Here is a 13,275-nt window from a genome sequence, read left to right on the forward strand (position 1 = left end):
CCGCTGGAGCGGCTGATATTGGTTTTATTGTTGAGGATGCCGATTAGTGTGAGCACAAGCCGGTATGGGTCGAAACAGTAAGTGACGGGTAATGGATCAACAAATACTTAAAACTCAAGGGAGCATTCGATTAAATCGAATGCTCCAAAAGCTGACCACGCACCAAACCCGTAGTCGCTGTCCAAGCACGAGGCTGCGATCGGCGGCGCAGCCGTCGCAAACGGGCAAGCGGTTATTGCGTGAGATCGGATTTTGAGGATTTACGATCGCTTCGCAATCGATCTCGACCGCGACTACAGGGGCCGACGCTTAGCTACAGATGCTGCCCATGCCGGGCCATGATGTGGCGCACCACGCTGTAGTCCTGCAACGAATCGCTGGAGAGATCCTTGCCGTAGCCCGAGCGTTTAAGGCCGCCGTGAGGCATTTCGCTGACCAGCATGAAGTGGCTGTTGATCCAGGTGCAGCCGTACTGCAAGCGCGCCGCCACTTGCATGGCCTTGTCCAGGTTCTGGGTCCAGACCGAAGAGGCCAGGCCGTACTCGGAGTCGTTGGCCCAGTCCACCGCGTGTGCGAGCTCGTCAAAACGGGTCACGGTGACGACAGGGCCAAAGACTTCACGCTGGACGATTTCATCATTGGGCTTGCAGCCCGCCAGCAGCGTCGGCTGGTAGTAGAAGCCCGCTCCCGGATGCGCAGCAGCCCCGGTGACACATTCAATGTGCGGCTGACCGAGCGCGCGCTCGACAAAACTGGACACACGGTCACGCTGGCGAGTGCTGATCAGAGGGCCAATTTCGTTATCGGCATCGCGCTTGCCAGCAAACCGAATGCTGCCCACCGCAGCCCCCAACTCGGCCACCAAGCGCTCGTAAATACCGGACTGCGCATAAACCCGGCAGGCTGAGGTGCAATCCTGGCCAGCGTTGTAATAGCCATAGGCCCGCACGCCTTCAACTACCGCCTCAATGTCGGCGTCATTGCAGACGATCACCGGCGCCTTGCCGCCGAGTTCGAGGTGGGTGCGTTTAAGGGTCTTGGCTGCAGTTGAGAGGATTTTCTGCCCGGTGACGATGTCGCCGGTCAGTGAAACCATGCGCACTTTGGGGTGGCTGACCAAATTGCTGCCGACGTTTTCACCGCCGCCACAAATGATGTTGATTACCCCGCGTGGCAGGATCTCGGCCAATGCGGGTGCCAGTGCCAGGATGGACAGCGGCGTGTGCTCGGAAGGTTTGAACACCAGGGTGTTGCCGGCGGCCAGCGCGGGCGCGATTTTCCAGGCGGCCATCATGATTGGGTAGTTCCAGGGGGCAATCGAGGCCACCACGCCAATCGGATCACGACGAACCATGCTGGTGTATCCGGGCATGTATTCCCCGCTGAGCTGGCCGGTCTGGCAGCGCACGGCACCCGCGAAAAAGCGGAACACGTCCACGGTTGCGTTCAAATCGTCCTTGCGGGCCAAGTGCAATGGCTTGCCGCAGTTCAGCGATTCGAGACGGGCCAAATAGTCGGCGTTTTTTTCAATCGTGTTGGCGATTTCCAGCAACAGGTTCGAACGTTGTTGCGGGGTGGTGCGCGCCCAGCTGGAAAACGCCCGGTGCGCGGCGAGGATCGCCGCCTCGGTCTGCTCGGCGCTGGCTTCGGCGATACGAGCCAGCACTTCACCAGTGGCGGGGTTGAGGATGGGCTCGACAACGCCCTGGCCGGCGACTAATTCACCATCAATCAACAGGGCGGTGAACAACGGGGTCTGCGCGGCTGGCATTTAGCGGACTCTCTTTTCTGGTGGCCAGGGGCTGCCCGACCGTCTTATCGAGGTAACAAGATTAATCTTCGCGGGTCGAGACCCACAAACACTAAATACTAAATCAACGGCTTGCGCCCGCCATGCGGCTGCTCGCGTGCAACCGTCAAAAACGGGTCTACCAACGCCGGGCGCGCAGTACCACGGCGCCAGGCCAACCCCACATCGAGCGTCTGATTAAGGTCGGCAATGGGCCGGGCTTCGATAATGTCGCCTTCCAACGACCACGGACGGTAAGTCATGTCGGGCTGAATCGACACTCCTAACCCCGCAGCGACCAGGCTTCGCACCGCTTCGGTCGACGCCGTGCGCAATGTAATACTCGGTTGCAGACCGGCCTGAGCCCACAAACGCTGGGCATTGCTGTCCATCTCATCGACATTGAGCTGAATCAGCGATTCCCTGGCCACGTCGGCCAAGTTGATGCTGTCGAGTTCCAGCAGTGGGTGCTGAGCCGGCAGCCACAGCCGATGAGGCGAATGCGTCAGCACTTCGGACTGCAAAGCGTGGCGGTCTTCGAGGTTGGAGAGAATCAACACCCCCACATCAATCTCGCCGCTGACCAGCAAATGCTCGATATACGGCCGTTCGTCTTCCATCACCCGGATTTCAACGTTAGGGTAAGCACGCTGAAAACGGGTGAGCAAATCGGCGAGGTAGTAGCCTGCCACCAAGCTGGTTACACCGACGATTAACTGCCCGGCCACCTGGTCGGTGCTTTGCTGCAAGCTGCGTTTGGCGTTATCGACGGTTGCCAGAATCAAGTGCGCCTGACGCAGGAATTGGTGGCCTTGGTGAGTCAGGGTCATGCCCTTGGCGTGGCGATTGAACAGGCTGACGCCGATTTCCTGCTCCAGTTGCTGGATGGCCAGTGTCAACGTTGATTGGGAGATGTAAACCGCTTGAGCAGCGGCCGAGATCGAACCGGTTTCGGCCACCGCAATGAAATGGCGGATCTGACGCAACGTCATCATGAGGGAAACACCCAGCGGTCTTTTTTATAGATGCTGGCGAGTGTATATCTTTTTAATCGATGGCTTGGGGTGAATAACCTGCGTATGAAGCCCCGTCACAAAAAAGCTGCGCGTGGGACGTAAAGTCATCTACACCCTCTGCGTCGATACCTGTTGATCGAGAACCTTAACCATGTCCTTTACTGTCCCTAAACGCTGGCTGATCCTGATCGCGGTGATGCTGGCCTTTGTGCCCATCGTGATCGACATGACCATCCTGCATATTGCAGTGCCCGCACTGACGCTCGCGCTTGGCGCCTCGGGGACTGAGGTCCTGTGGATTATTGATATCTACCCGCTGCTGATGGCTGGCCTGCTGGTGCCCATGGGCACACTGGCCGATCGCGTGGGCCATCGACGCATCCTGCTGTGCGGCCTCAGCGTGTTCTGGGTGGCCTCGTTACTCGCGGCTTTCGCGCCGACGCCGAGCATGCTGATCGCGGCTCGAGTGCTACTGGCGCTGGGCGGGTCGATGATCATGCCCTGCGTGCTGGGCATCATCCGCCGTACCTTCGAGGATGAGCGCGAGCGCGCGATGGCCCTCGGGCTGTGGGGCACGGTAGGTGCCGCAGGCGCTGCGGTCGGCCCACTGATCGGCGGCGCGCTGCTCGAACACTTCTGGTGGGGCTCGGTATTTCTGATCAACGTGCCGGTGATGGCGGCGGTCATCCCGGTGGTGTTCACACTGTTGCCTCGTGCAGAAGCCACCACCCCCGGCAAGTGGGCAATAGGCCAGGCGCTGACCCTCATCGCTGGCATTATCAGCGTGGTGTACGCCGTGAAAACGGGTATTGGTGCTACCCAACCACTGCTGATCACCACACCGGTGCTGATCGCAGGGCTTGGGCTGCTGGCGCTGTTCGCCCGTCAGCAACTGCGCTCTGCCACGCCGATGCTGGATCTGTCGCTCTTCACCCACCCGCCGCTACTGGCCGGGATGATCATGGCCCTGGTGACCATCGGAGCGTTGGCAGGCGTGGAGTTAACCCTGGCGATGGAACTGCAATACGTGCTGGACAAAACTGCGCTACAGGCCGGGATTTTCCTGATCCCCATCATGGCCGCTGCCGCACTCGGCGGCCCGGTGGCGGGCTATCTGTCCAACCGCTTCGGCCTGCGCTGGGTCTCCAGCCTGTCACTGGCTATTTCTGCCGGGGCGCTGGGCTTTCTGGCCTTTGCCGATTTACGCGCAGCCGTCATCGCTGTACCAGCCATGCTGGCGGTGTTGGGGCTGGCACTGAGTATTGGGCTGACGGCTTCATCCATTGCCATCATGAGCTCGGTAGAAGCCAGCAAGGGAGGCGCGGCAGGTTCATTGGAAGCCACGGCTTACGAGCTGGGAACAGGGTTGGGAATCACCTTCTTCGGGGTGTTCATGTCCAGCGTTTTTGGACACACCCTCTTGTTACCCAGCGGTCTGGCGCAGCCCCTTGCCGAACGGGCAGCAAGATCGATAGGAGACAGCTACGTGGTTGCCAGTGAGCTACCCGCCGAGCAGGCCAGTGCATTGATTGAAGCGGCCAAGGCCGCGTTTTCGAGCACCCACTCGGTGTTGCTCACGACCTCGGCCGTCGTGATCGCTCTATTGGCCGTGGGGGTATTTATTCTTTTCAGTCGCCAACGGCCATAGACACAGGCGCGGTCAGTCCGCCACCGCCTCTGTTTTTGCAACGCCAATGGTTTTGCGCTCACCGGTTGAGGAAACTTCGTACACGTTTATGACCCAAGTGTCGGCAATTACGGTTTCAGCCCCGAAAATCTTCTTAGCTTGCGGCGTGAATTGCTGCGCCACAGGCTGCTCCTTGTAAACCTTTTTGTCAGCCTCGACCCGTTGACTGATGCTGTCAGTACCACCGGCGATTTTCTTCAGATAAGCCGGTATGCGCTTGAAGTAAGCCGAGTCATACACTCGATCACCCGCGCTCACAGAGCCCGTATTGCCCAGAAAGCCAAAAGCCCGCTATTAAGCGGGCTTTTGGGTATTTATTGCGAATGGGCGCCGGTCAATTCCGGCATCCCATCATTCCCACTCAATCGTCGCAGGCGGCTTGCTCGACACGTCGTATGTCACACGTGAGATGCCTTCGATTTCGTTGATGATGCGACCGCTCACGGTTTCGAGCAGTTCGTAAGGCAGGTGTGCCCAACGCGCAGTCATGAAGTCGATGGTTTCAACAGCACGCAAGGCCACAACCCACGCGTAACGACGACCATCGCCTACTACGCCAACCGATTTAACCGGCTGGAACACTACGAATGCCTGGCTGACTTTGTGATACCAGTCGGCCTTGCGCAGTTCTTCGATGAAGATGTGGTCAGCGCGACGCAGGAGGTCGGCGTATTCTTTTTTCACTTCACCCAGGATGCGCACGCCCAGGCCCGGGCCCGGGAACGGGTGACGGTAGACCATGTCGTAAGGCAGGCCGAGTTCCAGACCCAGACGGCGGACTTCGTCCTTGAACAGCTCGCGCAGGGGTTCAACCAGCTTGAGGTTCATTTCTTCCGGCAAGCCACCCACGTTGTGGTGCGACTTGATGACGTGAGCCTTGCCGCTTTTGGCGCCAGCCGACTCGATCACGTCCGGGTAGATGGTGCCCTGCGCCAGGTACTTGATGTTTTCCAGCTTGCAGGATTCGGCATCGAATACGTCGATGAAGGTGCGACCGATGATCTTGCGCTTTTTCTCTGGGTCGCTTTCGCCAGCCAGGTTGTTCAGGAACTGATCGGCAGCGTTGGCGCGAATCACTTTAACGCCCATGTTCTCAGCGAACATGGCCATCACTTGCTCACCTTCATGCAAGCGCAGCAGGCCGTTGTCCACGAAGACGCAGGTCAACTGGTCGCCGATGGCCTTGTGCAGCAAAGCCGCCACGACCGAGGAGTCCACGCCGCCGGACAAGCCCAGCAGAACGTTGTCGGTGCCGACTTGAGCTCGGATGTTGGCAATTGCGTCTTCAGCAATTTTCGACGGGGTCCACAGGGCTTCACAGCCGCAGATGTCGAGAATGAAGCGCGACAGGATACGACCGCCCTGCTTGGTGTGGGTCACTTCAGGGTGGAACTGCACGCCGTAGTAACCGCGCTCGTCGTTGAACATGCCGGCAATCGGGCAGCTCGGGGTGCTGGCCAGAATATGGAAGTCGGATGGCATTTTGGTGACTTTGTCACCGTGGCTCATCCATACGTCCAGACCGAACAGGCCGTCGGCATCGATGTGGTCTTCGATGCCGTCGAGCAGACGGCTTTTGCCAACCACGTCTACGCGGGCATAACCGAATTCACGCAGTTCGGAACCTTCAACCTTGCCACCCATCTGTTCAGCCATGGTCTGCATGCCGTAGCAGATACCGAAAACCGGTACGCCCAGGTCAAATACAGCTTGCGGTGCACGCGGGCTGTTGGCTTCGTGTACGGACTCAGGGCCACCAGCAAGGATGATGCCTTTAGGGGCAAATTCGCGGATCGCGGCGTCGTCCATGTCGAACGGGTGCAGTTCGCAGTAAACGCCGATTTCGCGAACGCGACGAGCGATCAACTGGGTGTACTGGGAACCGAAGTCCAGGATCAGAATGCGGTGGGCGTGAATGTCGAGGGCCATGACAAAATCTCGATAAATTTCAGAAACGACACGGGGCTGAATCAAACAGCCCCGGTGATTTAATTCGCATCGCACCCGGGCGTGTGCCCGAATGCGATCACTATCAACCTACGCGATAGTTTGGAGCTTCTTTGGTGATCTGCACGTCGTGGACGTGGGATTCAGCCATGCCCGCACCCGTGATACGCACAAACTCAGGCTTGGTGCGCATTTGCTCGATGTCGGCGCTGCCGGTGTAACCCATCGAGGAACGCAGACCACCCATCAGTTGGTGAATGATCGCGGTCAGCGAGCCTTTGTACGGCACGCGACCTTCGATGCCTTCTGGCACCAGCTTCTCGGCACCCGCAGAGGAGTCCTGGAAGTAACGGTCGGAGGAACCCTGGGATTGCGACATCGCACCCAACGAACCCATGCCGCGATAAGCCTTGTACGAACGGCCCTGGAACAGTTCGATTTCGCCTGGCGCTTCTTCAGTACCGGCAAACATCGAGCCCATCATGACGCTGGAAGCACCGGCGACGATGGCTTTGGACAGGTCACCCGAGAAACGGATGCCGCCGTCAGCGATCAACGGTACGCCAGTGCCTTCAAGCGCTGCCGCCACATTGGCAATTGCGCTGATTTGCGGAACGCCAACACCGGCCACGATACGGGTGGTGCAGATCGAACCTGGGCCGATACCGACTTTGACAGCGTCAGCGCCAGCTTCAGCCAGGGCCAGAGCCGCGGCGCCAGTGGCGATGTTGCCGCCGATGACCTGGACTTCAGGGAAGTTCTGCTTGACCCAACGTACGCGGTCAATCACGCCTTTGGAGTGACCGTGTGCAGTATCGACGACTACAACGTCAACGCCAGCCGCAACCAGCGCCGAAACGCGATCTTCGGTGTCTTTACCCGTACCGACCGCAGCGCCTACGCGCAGACGACCCTGGTCATCCTTGCTGGCCAGCGGGTAAGCCTTGGCTTTTTCGATGTCGTTGACGGTCATCATGCCTTTAAGGGCAAATGTGTCGTCGACGATCAGCACGCGCTCGATGCGGTGCTTGTGCAACAGCTCACGGGCTTCGTTCTTGTCGGCGCCTTCCTTGACCGTGACCAGACGCTCTTTAGGCGTCATCACTTCACGAACAGTGGCTTCCATACGGTTTTCGAAACGCACGTCACGGGACGTCACGATGCCGACCAGGTCGCCATTGTGCAGTACCGGTACGCCGGAGATGTTGTGCAGGCGGGTCAGTTCAAACAGTTCACGAACCGTCGCGTCAGCTTCGATCGTGATGGGCTCTTTAACCACACCGGCTTCGTAGCGTTTGACCTTGCGCACTTCGTGAGCTTGCTGCTCGATGGTCATGTTCTTGTGGATGATGCCAATGCCGCCTTCCTGAGCCATGGCAATTGCCAGACGGGCTTCAGTCACGGTGTCCATTGCGGCGGAAACCAGCGGAATATTCAGTTCAATGCCACGGGTCAAACGAGTCTTTAGACTGACTTCGTTCGGAAGAACCTCGGAATAACCGGGAACGAGAAGGATGTCATCGAAGGTGAGTGCTTCTTGGCTGATACGCAGCATCGCTGGGGCTCCCGAGCGGGAAAATGGAAGCGCGCCATTGTACTCAAAACACCTGTAGCTCTCAACGGAAACCTTTAGAGAGTTTTGCGCTAAAGGCCATGATTTATTGACTCCGGAGGCAGAATCCCCCCTTACAACTCTACTTTGACCCACGCCACCGGTTGATCCAGCCAATCGGCAAACTCATCCAGAAAGTGCTGCTTGAAACCCGCCTCAGCCCAATTATTGAAGATAAACCCCAGATTGGAAAACGCGCACGGCTGCAAAAAAAGGAAACCGTTGATGTCGTCTTCATGGCCACACAGTGGGCATATGAAGTTATCGGTGCGCCCCGGCATCCAGTCTTCGAGGCTGTCGAACAGGGCTTCTCCGACTTCCTTGCGGCATTCGGCGCAGCCTGCTTCTTCAAGAAAGCCCTTGGCCGGGGTGTAGATGCAGCGCTTGGTGACGATCTCCAGGCCGTTGACCGGATGACCGAAGGGTAACGCTTCAGGGTGCAGCACAACGCTCGCGGCACCCGGGGCGATGGCATAGGCCATGCCATTGCCCGTACGCCCGCAGGTGCTGAGTTCTTCTTCGATGATGTTCTTGCGCACCAGCCAGCGCACGATCGCCCGCGCCCGAGGTTCGTGAACCGGCAAGGTGGAGATTTTAGGAACGATGATGCTTTGCGAATTCATGGGTACGGCACGTGTAGAGAAAAGGAAAACGCCCTGCGCAGGAGCAAGCTCGCGTCTGCAGCACGGCGGGCGCAGCTTAAAGCTTCAGCCCCAGAGGTCAAGCGCTCAGGTAGCGCGCGATCAAGGCACTTTGCGTGGCCCGAGCCGCGTCTTTGGGCAACCGCGCATTCAAGTACAACGCGTACAGAAATCCGCTGCGGCCAAACAAAGCGCCAAACAGAAGGTAAACCCATGGCCCTACTTTCTTGTTTTAGTGCGCGGACTGTCACCAGACAGGTGCAGTCAAAACAATCCGCCCTTATGATGGCGCGCATGATTAAAGATCCTTTTGCACGACTCAATCTTGACCGAGAAGTCCTGACCGTCAGCCAGCTCAACGGCCGGGCGCGGGTCTTGCTCGAAGACGTGTTCAGCAACATCTGGGTCGAGGGCGAAATCTCCAACCTCGCCCGTCCCGCATCCGGGCACATTTACTTCACCCTCAAAGACAGCGGCGCCCAAGTGCGCTGCGCGTTGTTTCGCAACAACGCCGCGCGGGTGCGTCAGGCGCTCAAAGACGGTCTGGCGGTCAAAGTACGCGGCAAGGTATCGCTGTTTGAAGGGCGCGGCGATTATCAACTGATCCTCGACACTGTCGAACCGGCCGGTGATGGCGCGCTGCGCTTGGCCTTTGATGCACTCAAAGAAAAACTCAGTGCAGAGGGGTTGTTCAGTGCCGATCGCAAAGTGCCGTTGCCTGCACACCCACAGCGCATCGGCATTATCAGCTCGCCCACCGGCGCGGTGATTCGCGACATCATCAGCGTGTTCCGCCGCCGTGCGCCTCAGGTTGAATTGACCCTGATCCCCACCGCTGTCCAGGGCCGTGAAGCGACTGCGCAAATTGTCCGGGCGCTAAAGCTGGCCGATGCGCGGGGCTTTGACGCCTTGATTCTGGCCCGTGGCGGTGGCTCGCTCGAAGACCTGTGGTGCTTTAACGAAGAAGCCGTTGCGCGCGCGGTCGACGCCTGTGTCACGCCAATCGTCAGTGCGATCGGGCACGAAACCGACGTGTCGATCAGTGACTTTGTCGCTGATGTGCGCGCACCGACGCCGTCTGCTGCGGCTGAATTACTGGCACCAGACGCCAGTGATCTGCAACGCCGCGTTGATAGCCTGCATCGCCGACTGGTCATGCGTATCCGCGATCGGCTGATGCGCGACCGTCTGCGCCTCGATGGCCTGGCCCGACGCCTGCGCCATCCGGGTGAACGGTTGCGCCAGCAGGCACAGCGCCTCGACGACCTGGATATGCGCATGCGCCGCGCGTTTGAGCGCAGCCTCAATACTCGCCGCGAGCGCTTGATACGTCTGGAAACACGCCTGGCAGCGCAACATCCAGGTCGCCAGCTAGCCTTACTCCGCCAACGCTTGGACAGCCTTGCCGAACGCCTGCCACGGGCCATGCGCGAAGGTCTGAAGGCCCGCCGGCTGACGCTGCAAAGCCAGATGCAAACCCTGCATGTGGTGAGCCCGCTGGCCACCTTGGGGCGTGGCTACAGCATATTGCTCGATGAACGCGGCAATGCCATTCGCAGCGCCGAACAAACCCACAATGGCCAACGTCTCAAGGCCAGATTGGGCGAAGGCGAATTGCAGGTACGGGTTGAAGACAATCACCTGACACCCGTGACCCTTTCTTTACTGGATTGAGCTAATGCCACGCTTATTGACTGCCGCTTTATTGCTGTGCCTGGCCTTCAACGTCTCGGCCGCCGACAGCTACATCACCCGACTGCTCAACAAGCCGGTACCGGGCGGCGTGGCGGTACTCGACCTAGGCACTGGCGCGCAACGGCCAGAGGCCAAATACGATGGCAAACCCGTGCTGGTGATCAAAGAACAGGATAACTGGCGCGCGATTGTCGGTATCCCTCTGAGCGTTAAGCCGGGCACGCAAACACTCTCTACCAACGGCCGAAGCCTGACGTTCAAGGTGGGCAACAAGAAGTACCCCGAGCAGCACATCACCCTTAAAAACCAGCGCCAGGTCAACCCTAACCCGGATGACCTAAAACGCATCGAAAACGAGCTGGCGGTACAGATCAAGGCATACCGAACCTTCAGCCCGAACACGCCGAGCAACCTGCTGCTGGACAAGCCCGTCAACGGCCCGCTGTCGAGCAAGTTTGGTGTGCGCCGCTTCTTCAATGGCGAAGAACGCAATCCGCATGCAGGTCTGGACTTCGCCGTGCCCGCAGGTACGCCGATCAAAACCCCGGCCGCAGGCAAGGTCATTCTGATTGGCAACTACTTCTTCAATGGCAACACCGTGTTCGTTGACCACGGCCAAGGCTTTATCAGCATGTTTTGCCACATGTCGAAAATCGACGCCAAGCTTGGACAGCAGCTGGCGCGCGGCGACGTGGTCGGAAAGGTCGGATCAACGGGCCGCGCCACCGGGCCGCATATGCACTGGAACGTCAGTCTGAACGACGCCCGAGTGGACCCGGCGATCTTTATCGGCGCGTTTCAACCCTGACCCACCGCGTCGCTTACAAGTTGCGACCCCCGCCTGAGTGACGCAATTTAAAAAACAAATCCAAACAAAAATCGCCATAAAAAATCAAAAAAAAGCGTTTTAAGAGCATTTATCTCAATCTTTTTTAGTCGCTTGCCAACTTTAAGCTCAATGGTTAGGGTTGAGGCTATGAAAACATCTCATACCCTCATTCAATTACGCCAACACCGAAGCCTCTGCCTCGTCAGTGCACGACTGCAAAGCTGACACGCGCTGCCTCGCCCCCCTGCTTTGTATTTCTTCAGCGAGCCACTTTTATCGATACGGCTCGCCCTTTAAAGGATTGCCTGATGACCATGCTCAAAGACCCTTCTTCCAAATACCGCGCCTTTGCGGTCATTGATTTGCCTGACCGTACCTGGCCATCGAAAACCATCACACAAGCACCTATCTGGTGCAGCTCCGATTTGCGCGACGGCAACCAGTCGCTGATCGAGCCAATGGATGCGGTGAAGAAGCTGCGCTTCTGGAAAACCCTGGTCAGCGTTGGCGTAAAAGAAATTGAGGCTTCGTTCCCGGCCGCATCGCAAACTGACTTCGACTTTGTGCGCACCTTGATCGAAGACGGCCACATCCCGGACGACACTACGATTCAGGTATTGACCCAAGGTCGTGAAGACTTGATTGCACGGACCTTCGAATCGCTGCGCGGGGCTAAAAAAGCCATCGTTCACTTGTACAACGCAACGTCCCCCTCGTTCCGCCGTATCGTGTTCAACCAGGACAAGGACGGCATCAAGGAGATCGCTGTCAGCGCAGCCAAGCTGTTCGTCAAATACGCTGCCCAGCAGCCAGAAACCCAGTGGACATTCGAATACTCGCCAGAGACGTTCAGCGCCACCGAACTGGAGTTTGCCAAGGAAGTGTGTGACGCGGTGATCGAGGTATGGAACCCGACGCCCGAGCACAAAGTGATCCTCAACTTGCCCGCCACCGTTGAGTGCGCCACCCCGAACATTTACGCCGATCAGATCGAGTGGTTCGGTCGCCATATCAACCGCCGTGACAGCGTGATTATCAGCCTGCACACCCACAACGACCGTGGCACTGGGGTTGCCGCAACTGAACTGGGCTTGATGGCCGGCGCTGATCGCGTCGAAGGCTGCCTGTTCGGTAACGGCGAGCGCACCGGCAACGTTGACCTGGTGACCGTGGCCCTGAACATGTACACCCAAGGCCTGGACCCGCAGTTGGACTTCTCCGACATCGACGGCGTGCGCAAAGTGGTCGAAGAGTGCAACCAAATCCCGGTTCACCCACGTCACCCGTATGTGGGCGACTTGGTACACACCGCATTCTCAGGCTCGCATCAAGACGCTATCCGCAAGGGTTTCGCCCAGCAAAAGCCGGACGCTCTGTGGGAAGTGCCGTACTTGCCGATTGACCCGGCTGACATTGGCCGCAGCTATGAAGCCGTGATTCGGGTGAACAGCCAGTCAGGCAAAGGCGGCATTGCTTACCTGCTGGAGCAGGAATACGGCATCAGCTTGCCGCGCCGCATGCAGATCGAGTTCAGCCAGGTGGTTCAGCGCGAGACCGACCGTCTTGGCCTTGAGATGACCGCACAGCAAATTCACAGCTTGCTGCACAGCGAATATCTGCAAGCCAACACGCCTTACGCGTTGGTGAGCCATCGCCTGCAGGAAGAAAACGGCCACAGCGCCGTCGAAGTTGAAGTGTCGGCCAAAGGCGCTGGCGAGACTAACCTGCGCTGGAACGGCAAAGGTAACGGCGCGCTGGAAGCTCTGGTGGCGGGCCTGCCTGTGACTGCCGAAATCATGGATTACAACGAGCATGCCATTGGTGCTGGCACCAATGCCAAGGCAGCGGCCTACATCGAGCTGCGGGTGAATGGCGAACGTGCTGTACACGGCGTGGGCATCGATGAAAACATCACCACTGCCAGCTTCAAGGCTCTGTTCAGCGCCCTGAACCGCTCGCTGAGCGAAGCCGACGCTAAAGCTGCGTAAGCGCCCGGTCTGAAACCAAAAAGCCTCCATGGCGTTCACCATGGGGGCTTTTTTGCGCTTGATGTGCCTAC

Annotated in this window: 10 protein-coding genes and 1 pseudogene; 4 read left to right on the top strand and 7 right to left on the bottom strand. The window is 58.5% G+C overall.

Annotation, left to right across the window (positions count from 1 at the left end):
- Positions 1–313: 313 nt before the first annotated feature.
- Positions 314–1,771 (bottom strand): gamma-aminobutyraldehyde dehydrogenase, encoded by a 1,458-nt coding sequence (locus tag ACIQYF_RS17305; protein ID WP_402864294.1) that lies wholly within the window; start codon positions 1,769–1,771, stop codon positions 314–316.
- A 98-nt stretch (positions 1,772–1,869) separates the two neighbouring features.
- On the bottom strand, positions 1,870–2,784 hold the full coding sequence (locus ACIQYF_RS17310) for a LysR family transcriptional regulator (protein WP_402864296.1): 915 nt from the start codon (positions 2,782–2,784) through the stop codon (positions 1,870–1,872).
- Between the two features lie 172 nt (positions 2,785–2,956).
- On the opposite strand from ACIQYF_RS17310, the gene ACIQYF_RS17315 reads away from it, so the two are divergent.
- Positions 2,957–4,453 (top strand): MFS transporter, encoded by a 1,497-nt coding sequence (locus ACIQYF_RS17315; protein ID WP_402864298.1) that lies wholly within the window; start codon positions 2,957–2,959, stop codon positions 4,451–4,453.
- Positions 4,454–4,465: 12 nt separating this feature from the next.
- Here the strand turns inward: ACIQYF_RS17315 and ACIQYF_RS17320 are convergent, their stop codons facing one another.
- The 5 genes and pseudogenes from ACIQYF_RS17320 to ACIQYF_RS17340 form a co-directional block, all read right to left on the bottom strand.
- Positions 4,466–4,732: a hypothetical protein gene (locus ACIQYF_RS17320; RefSeq protein ID WP_402864300.1), complete on the bottom strand. Its 267-nt coding sequence runs from the start codon at positions 4,730–4,732 to the stop codon at positions 4,466–4,468.
- A gap of 111 nt (positions 4,733–4,843) precedes the next feature.
- Positions 4,844–6,421: a glutamine-hydrolyzing GMP synthase gene (guaA, locus tag ACIQYF_RS17325; protein ID WP_402864302.1), complete on the bottom strand. Its 1,578-nt coding sequence runs from the start codon at positions 6,419–6,421 to the stop codon at positions 4,844–4,846.
- A gap of 103 nt (positions 6,422–6,524) precedes the next feature.
- Positions 6,525–7,994, bottom strand: a complete 1,470-nt coding sequence (gene guaB, locus ACIQYF_RS17330; RefSeq protein WP_402864304.1) for an IMP dehydrogenase — start codon at positions 7,992–7,994, stop codon at positions 6,525–6,527.
- 131 nt (positions 7,995–8,125) lie between these two features.
- Positions 8,126–8,674, bottom strand: a complete 549-nt coding sequence (locus ACIQYF_RS17335) for a sugar ABC transporter ATPase (RefSeq protein WP_402864306.1) — start codon at positions 8,672–8,674, stop codon at positions 8,126–8,128.
- Positions 8,675–8,792: 118 nt separating this feature from the next.
- Positions 8,793–8,894: pseudogene (locus ACIQYF_RS17340) on the bottom strand (sulfite exporter TauE/SafE family protein); the annotation flags it as partial.
- A gap of 92 nt (positions 8,895–8,986) precedes the next feature.
- Between ACIQYF_RS17340 and xseA the strand changes: the two are divergent.
- The 3 genes from xseA (at position 8,987) to leuA (ending at position 13,204) form a co-directional block, all read left to right on the top strand.
- On the top strand, positions 8,987–10,366 hold the full coding sequence (xseA, locus tag ACIQYF_RS17345; protein WP_402864308.1) for an exodeoxyribonuclease VII large subunit: 1,380 nt from the start codon (positions 8,987–8,989) through the stop codon (positions 10,364–10,366).
- Between the two features lie 4 nt (positions 10,367–10,370).
- Positions 10,371–11,195 carry a peptidoglycan DD-metalloendopeptidase family protein gene (locus tag ACIQYF_RS17350; protein WP_402864310.1) on the top strand — a complete coding sequence of 275 codons (825 nt, stop codon included), beginning with the start codon at positions 10,371–10,373 and terminating at the stop codon, positions 11,193–11,195.
- Positions 11,196–11,524: 329 nt separating this feature from the next.
- Positions 11,525–13,204, top strand: coding sequence for a 2-isopropylmalate synthase (gene leuA / locus ACIQYF_RS17355; protein WP_402864312.1), 1,680 nt, complete (start codon positions 11,525–11,527; stop codon positions 13,202–13,204).
- Positions 13,205–13,275: the final 71 nt, after the last annotated feature.

This window comes from Pseudomonas sp. NPDC096917 (assembly GCF_044762555.1).
GTDB lineage: Bacteria > Pseudomonadota > Gammaproteobacteria > Pseudomonadales > Pseudomonadaceae > Aquipseudomonas.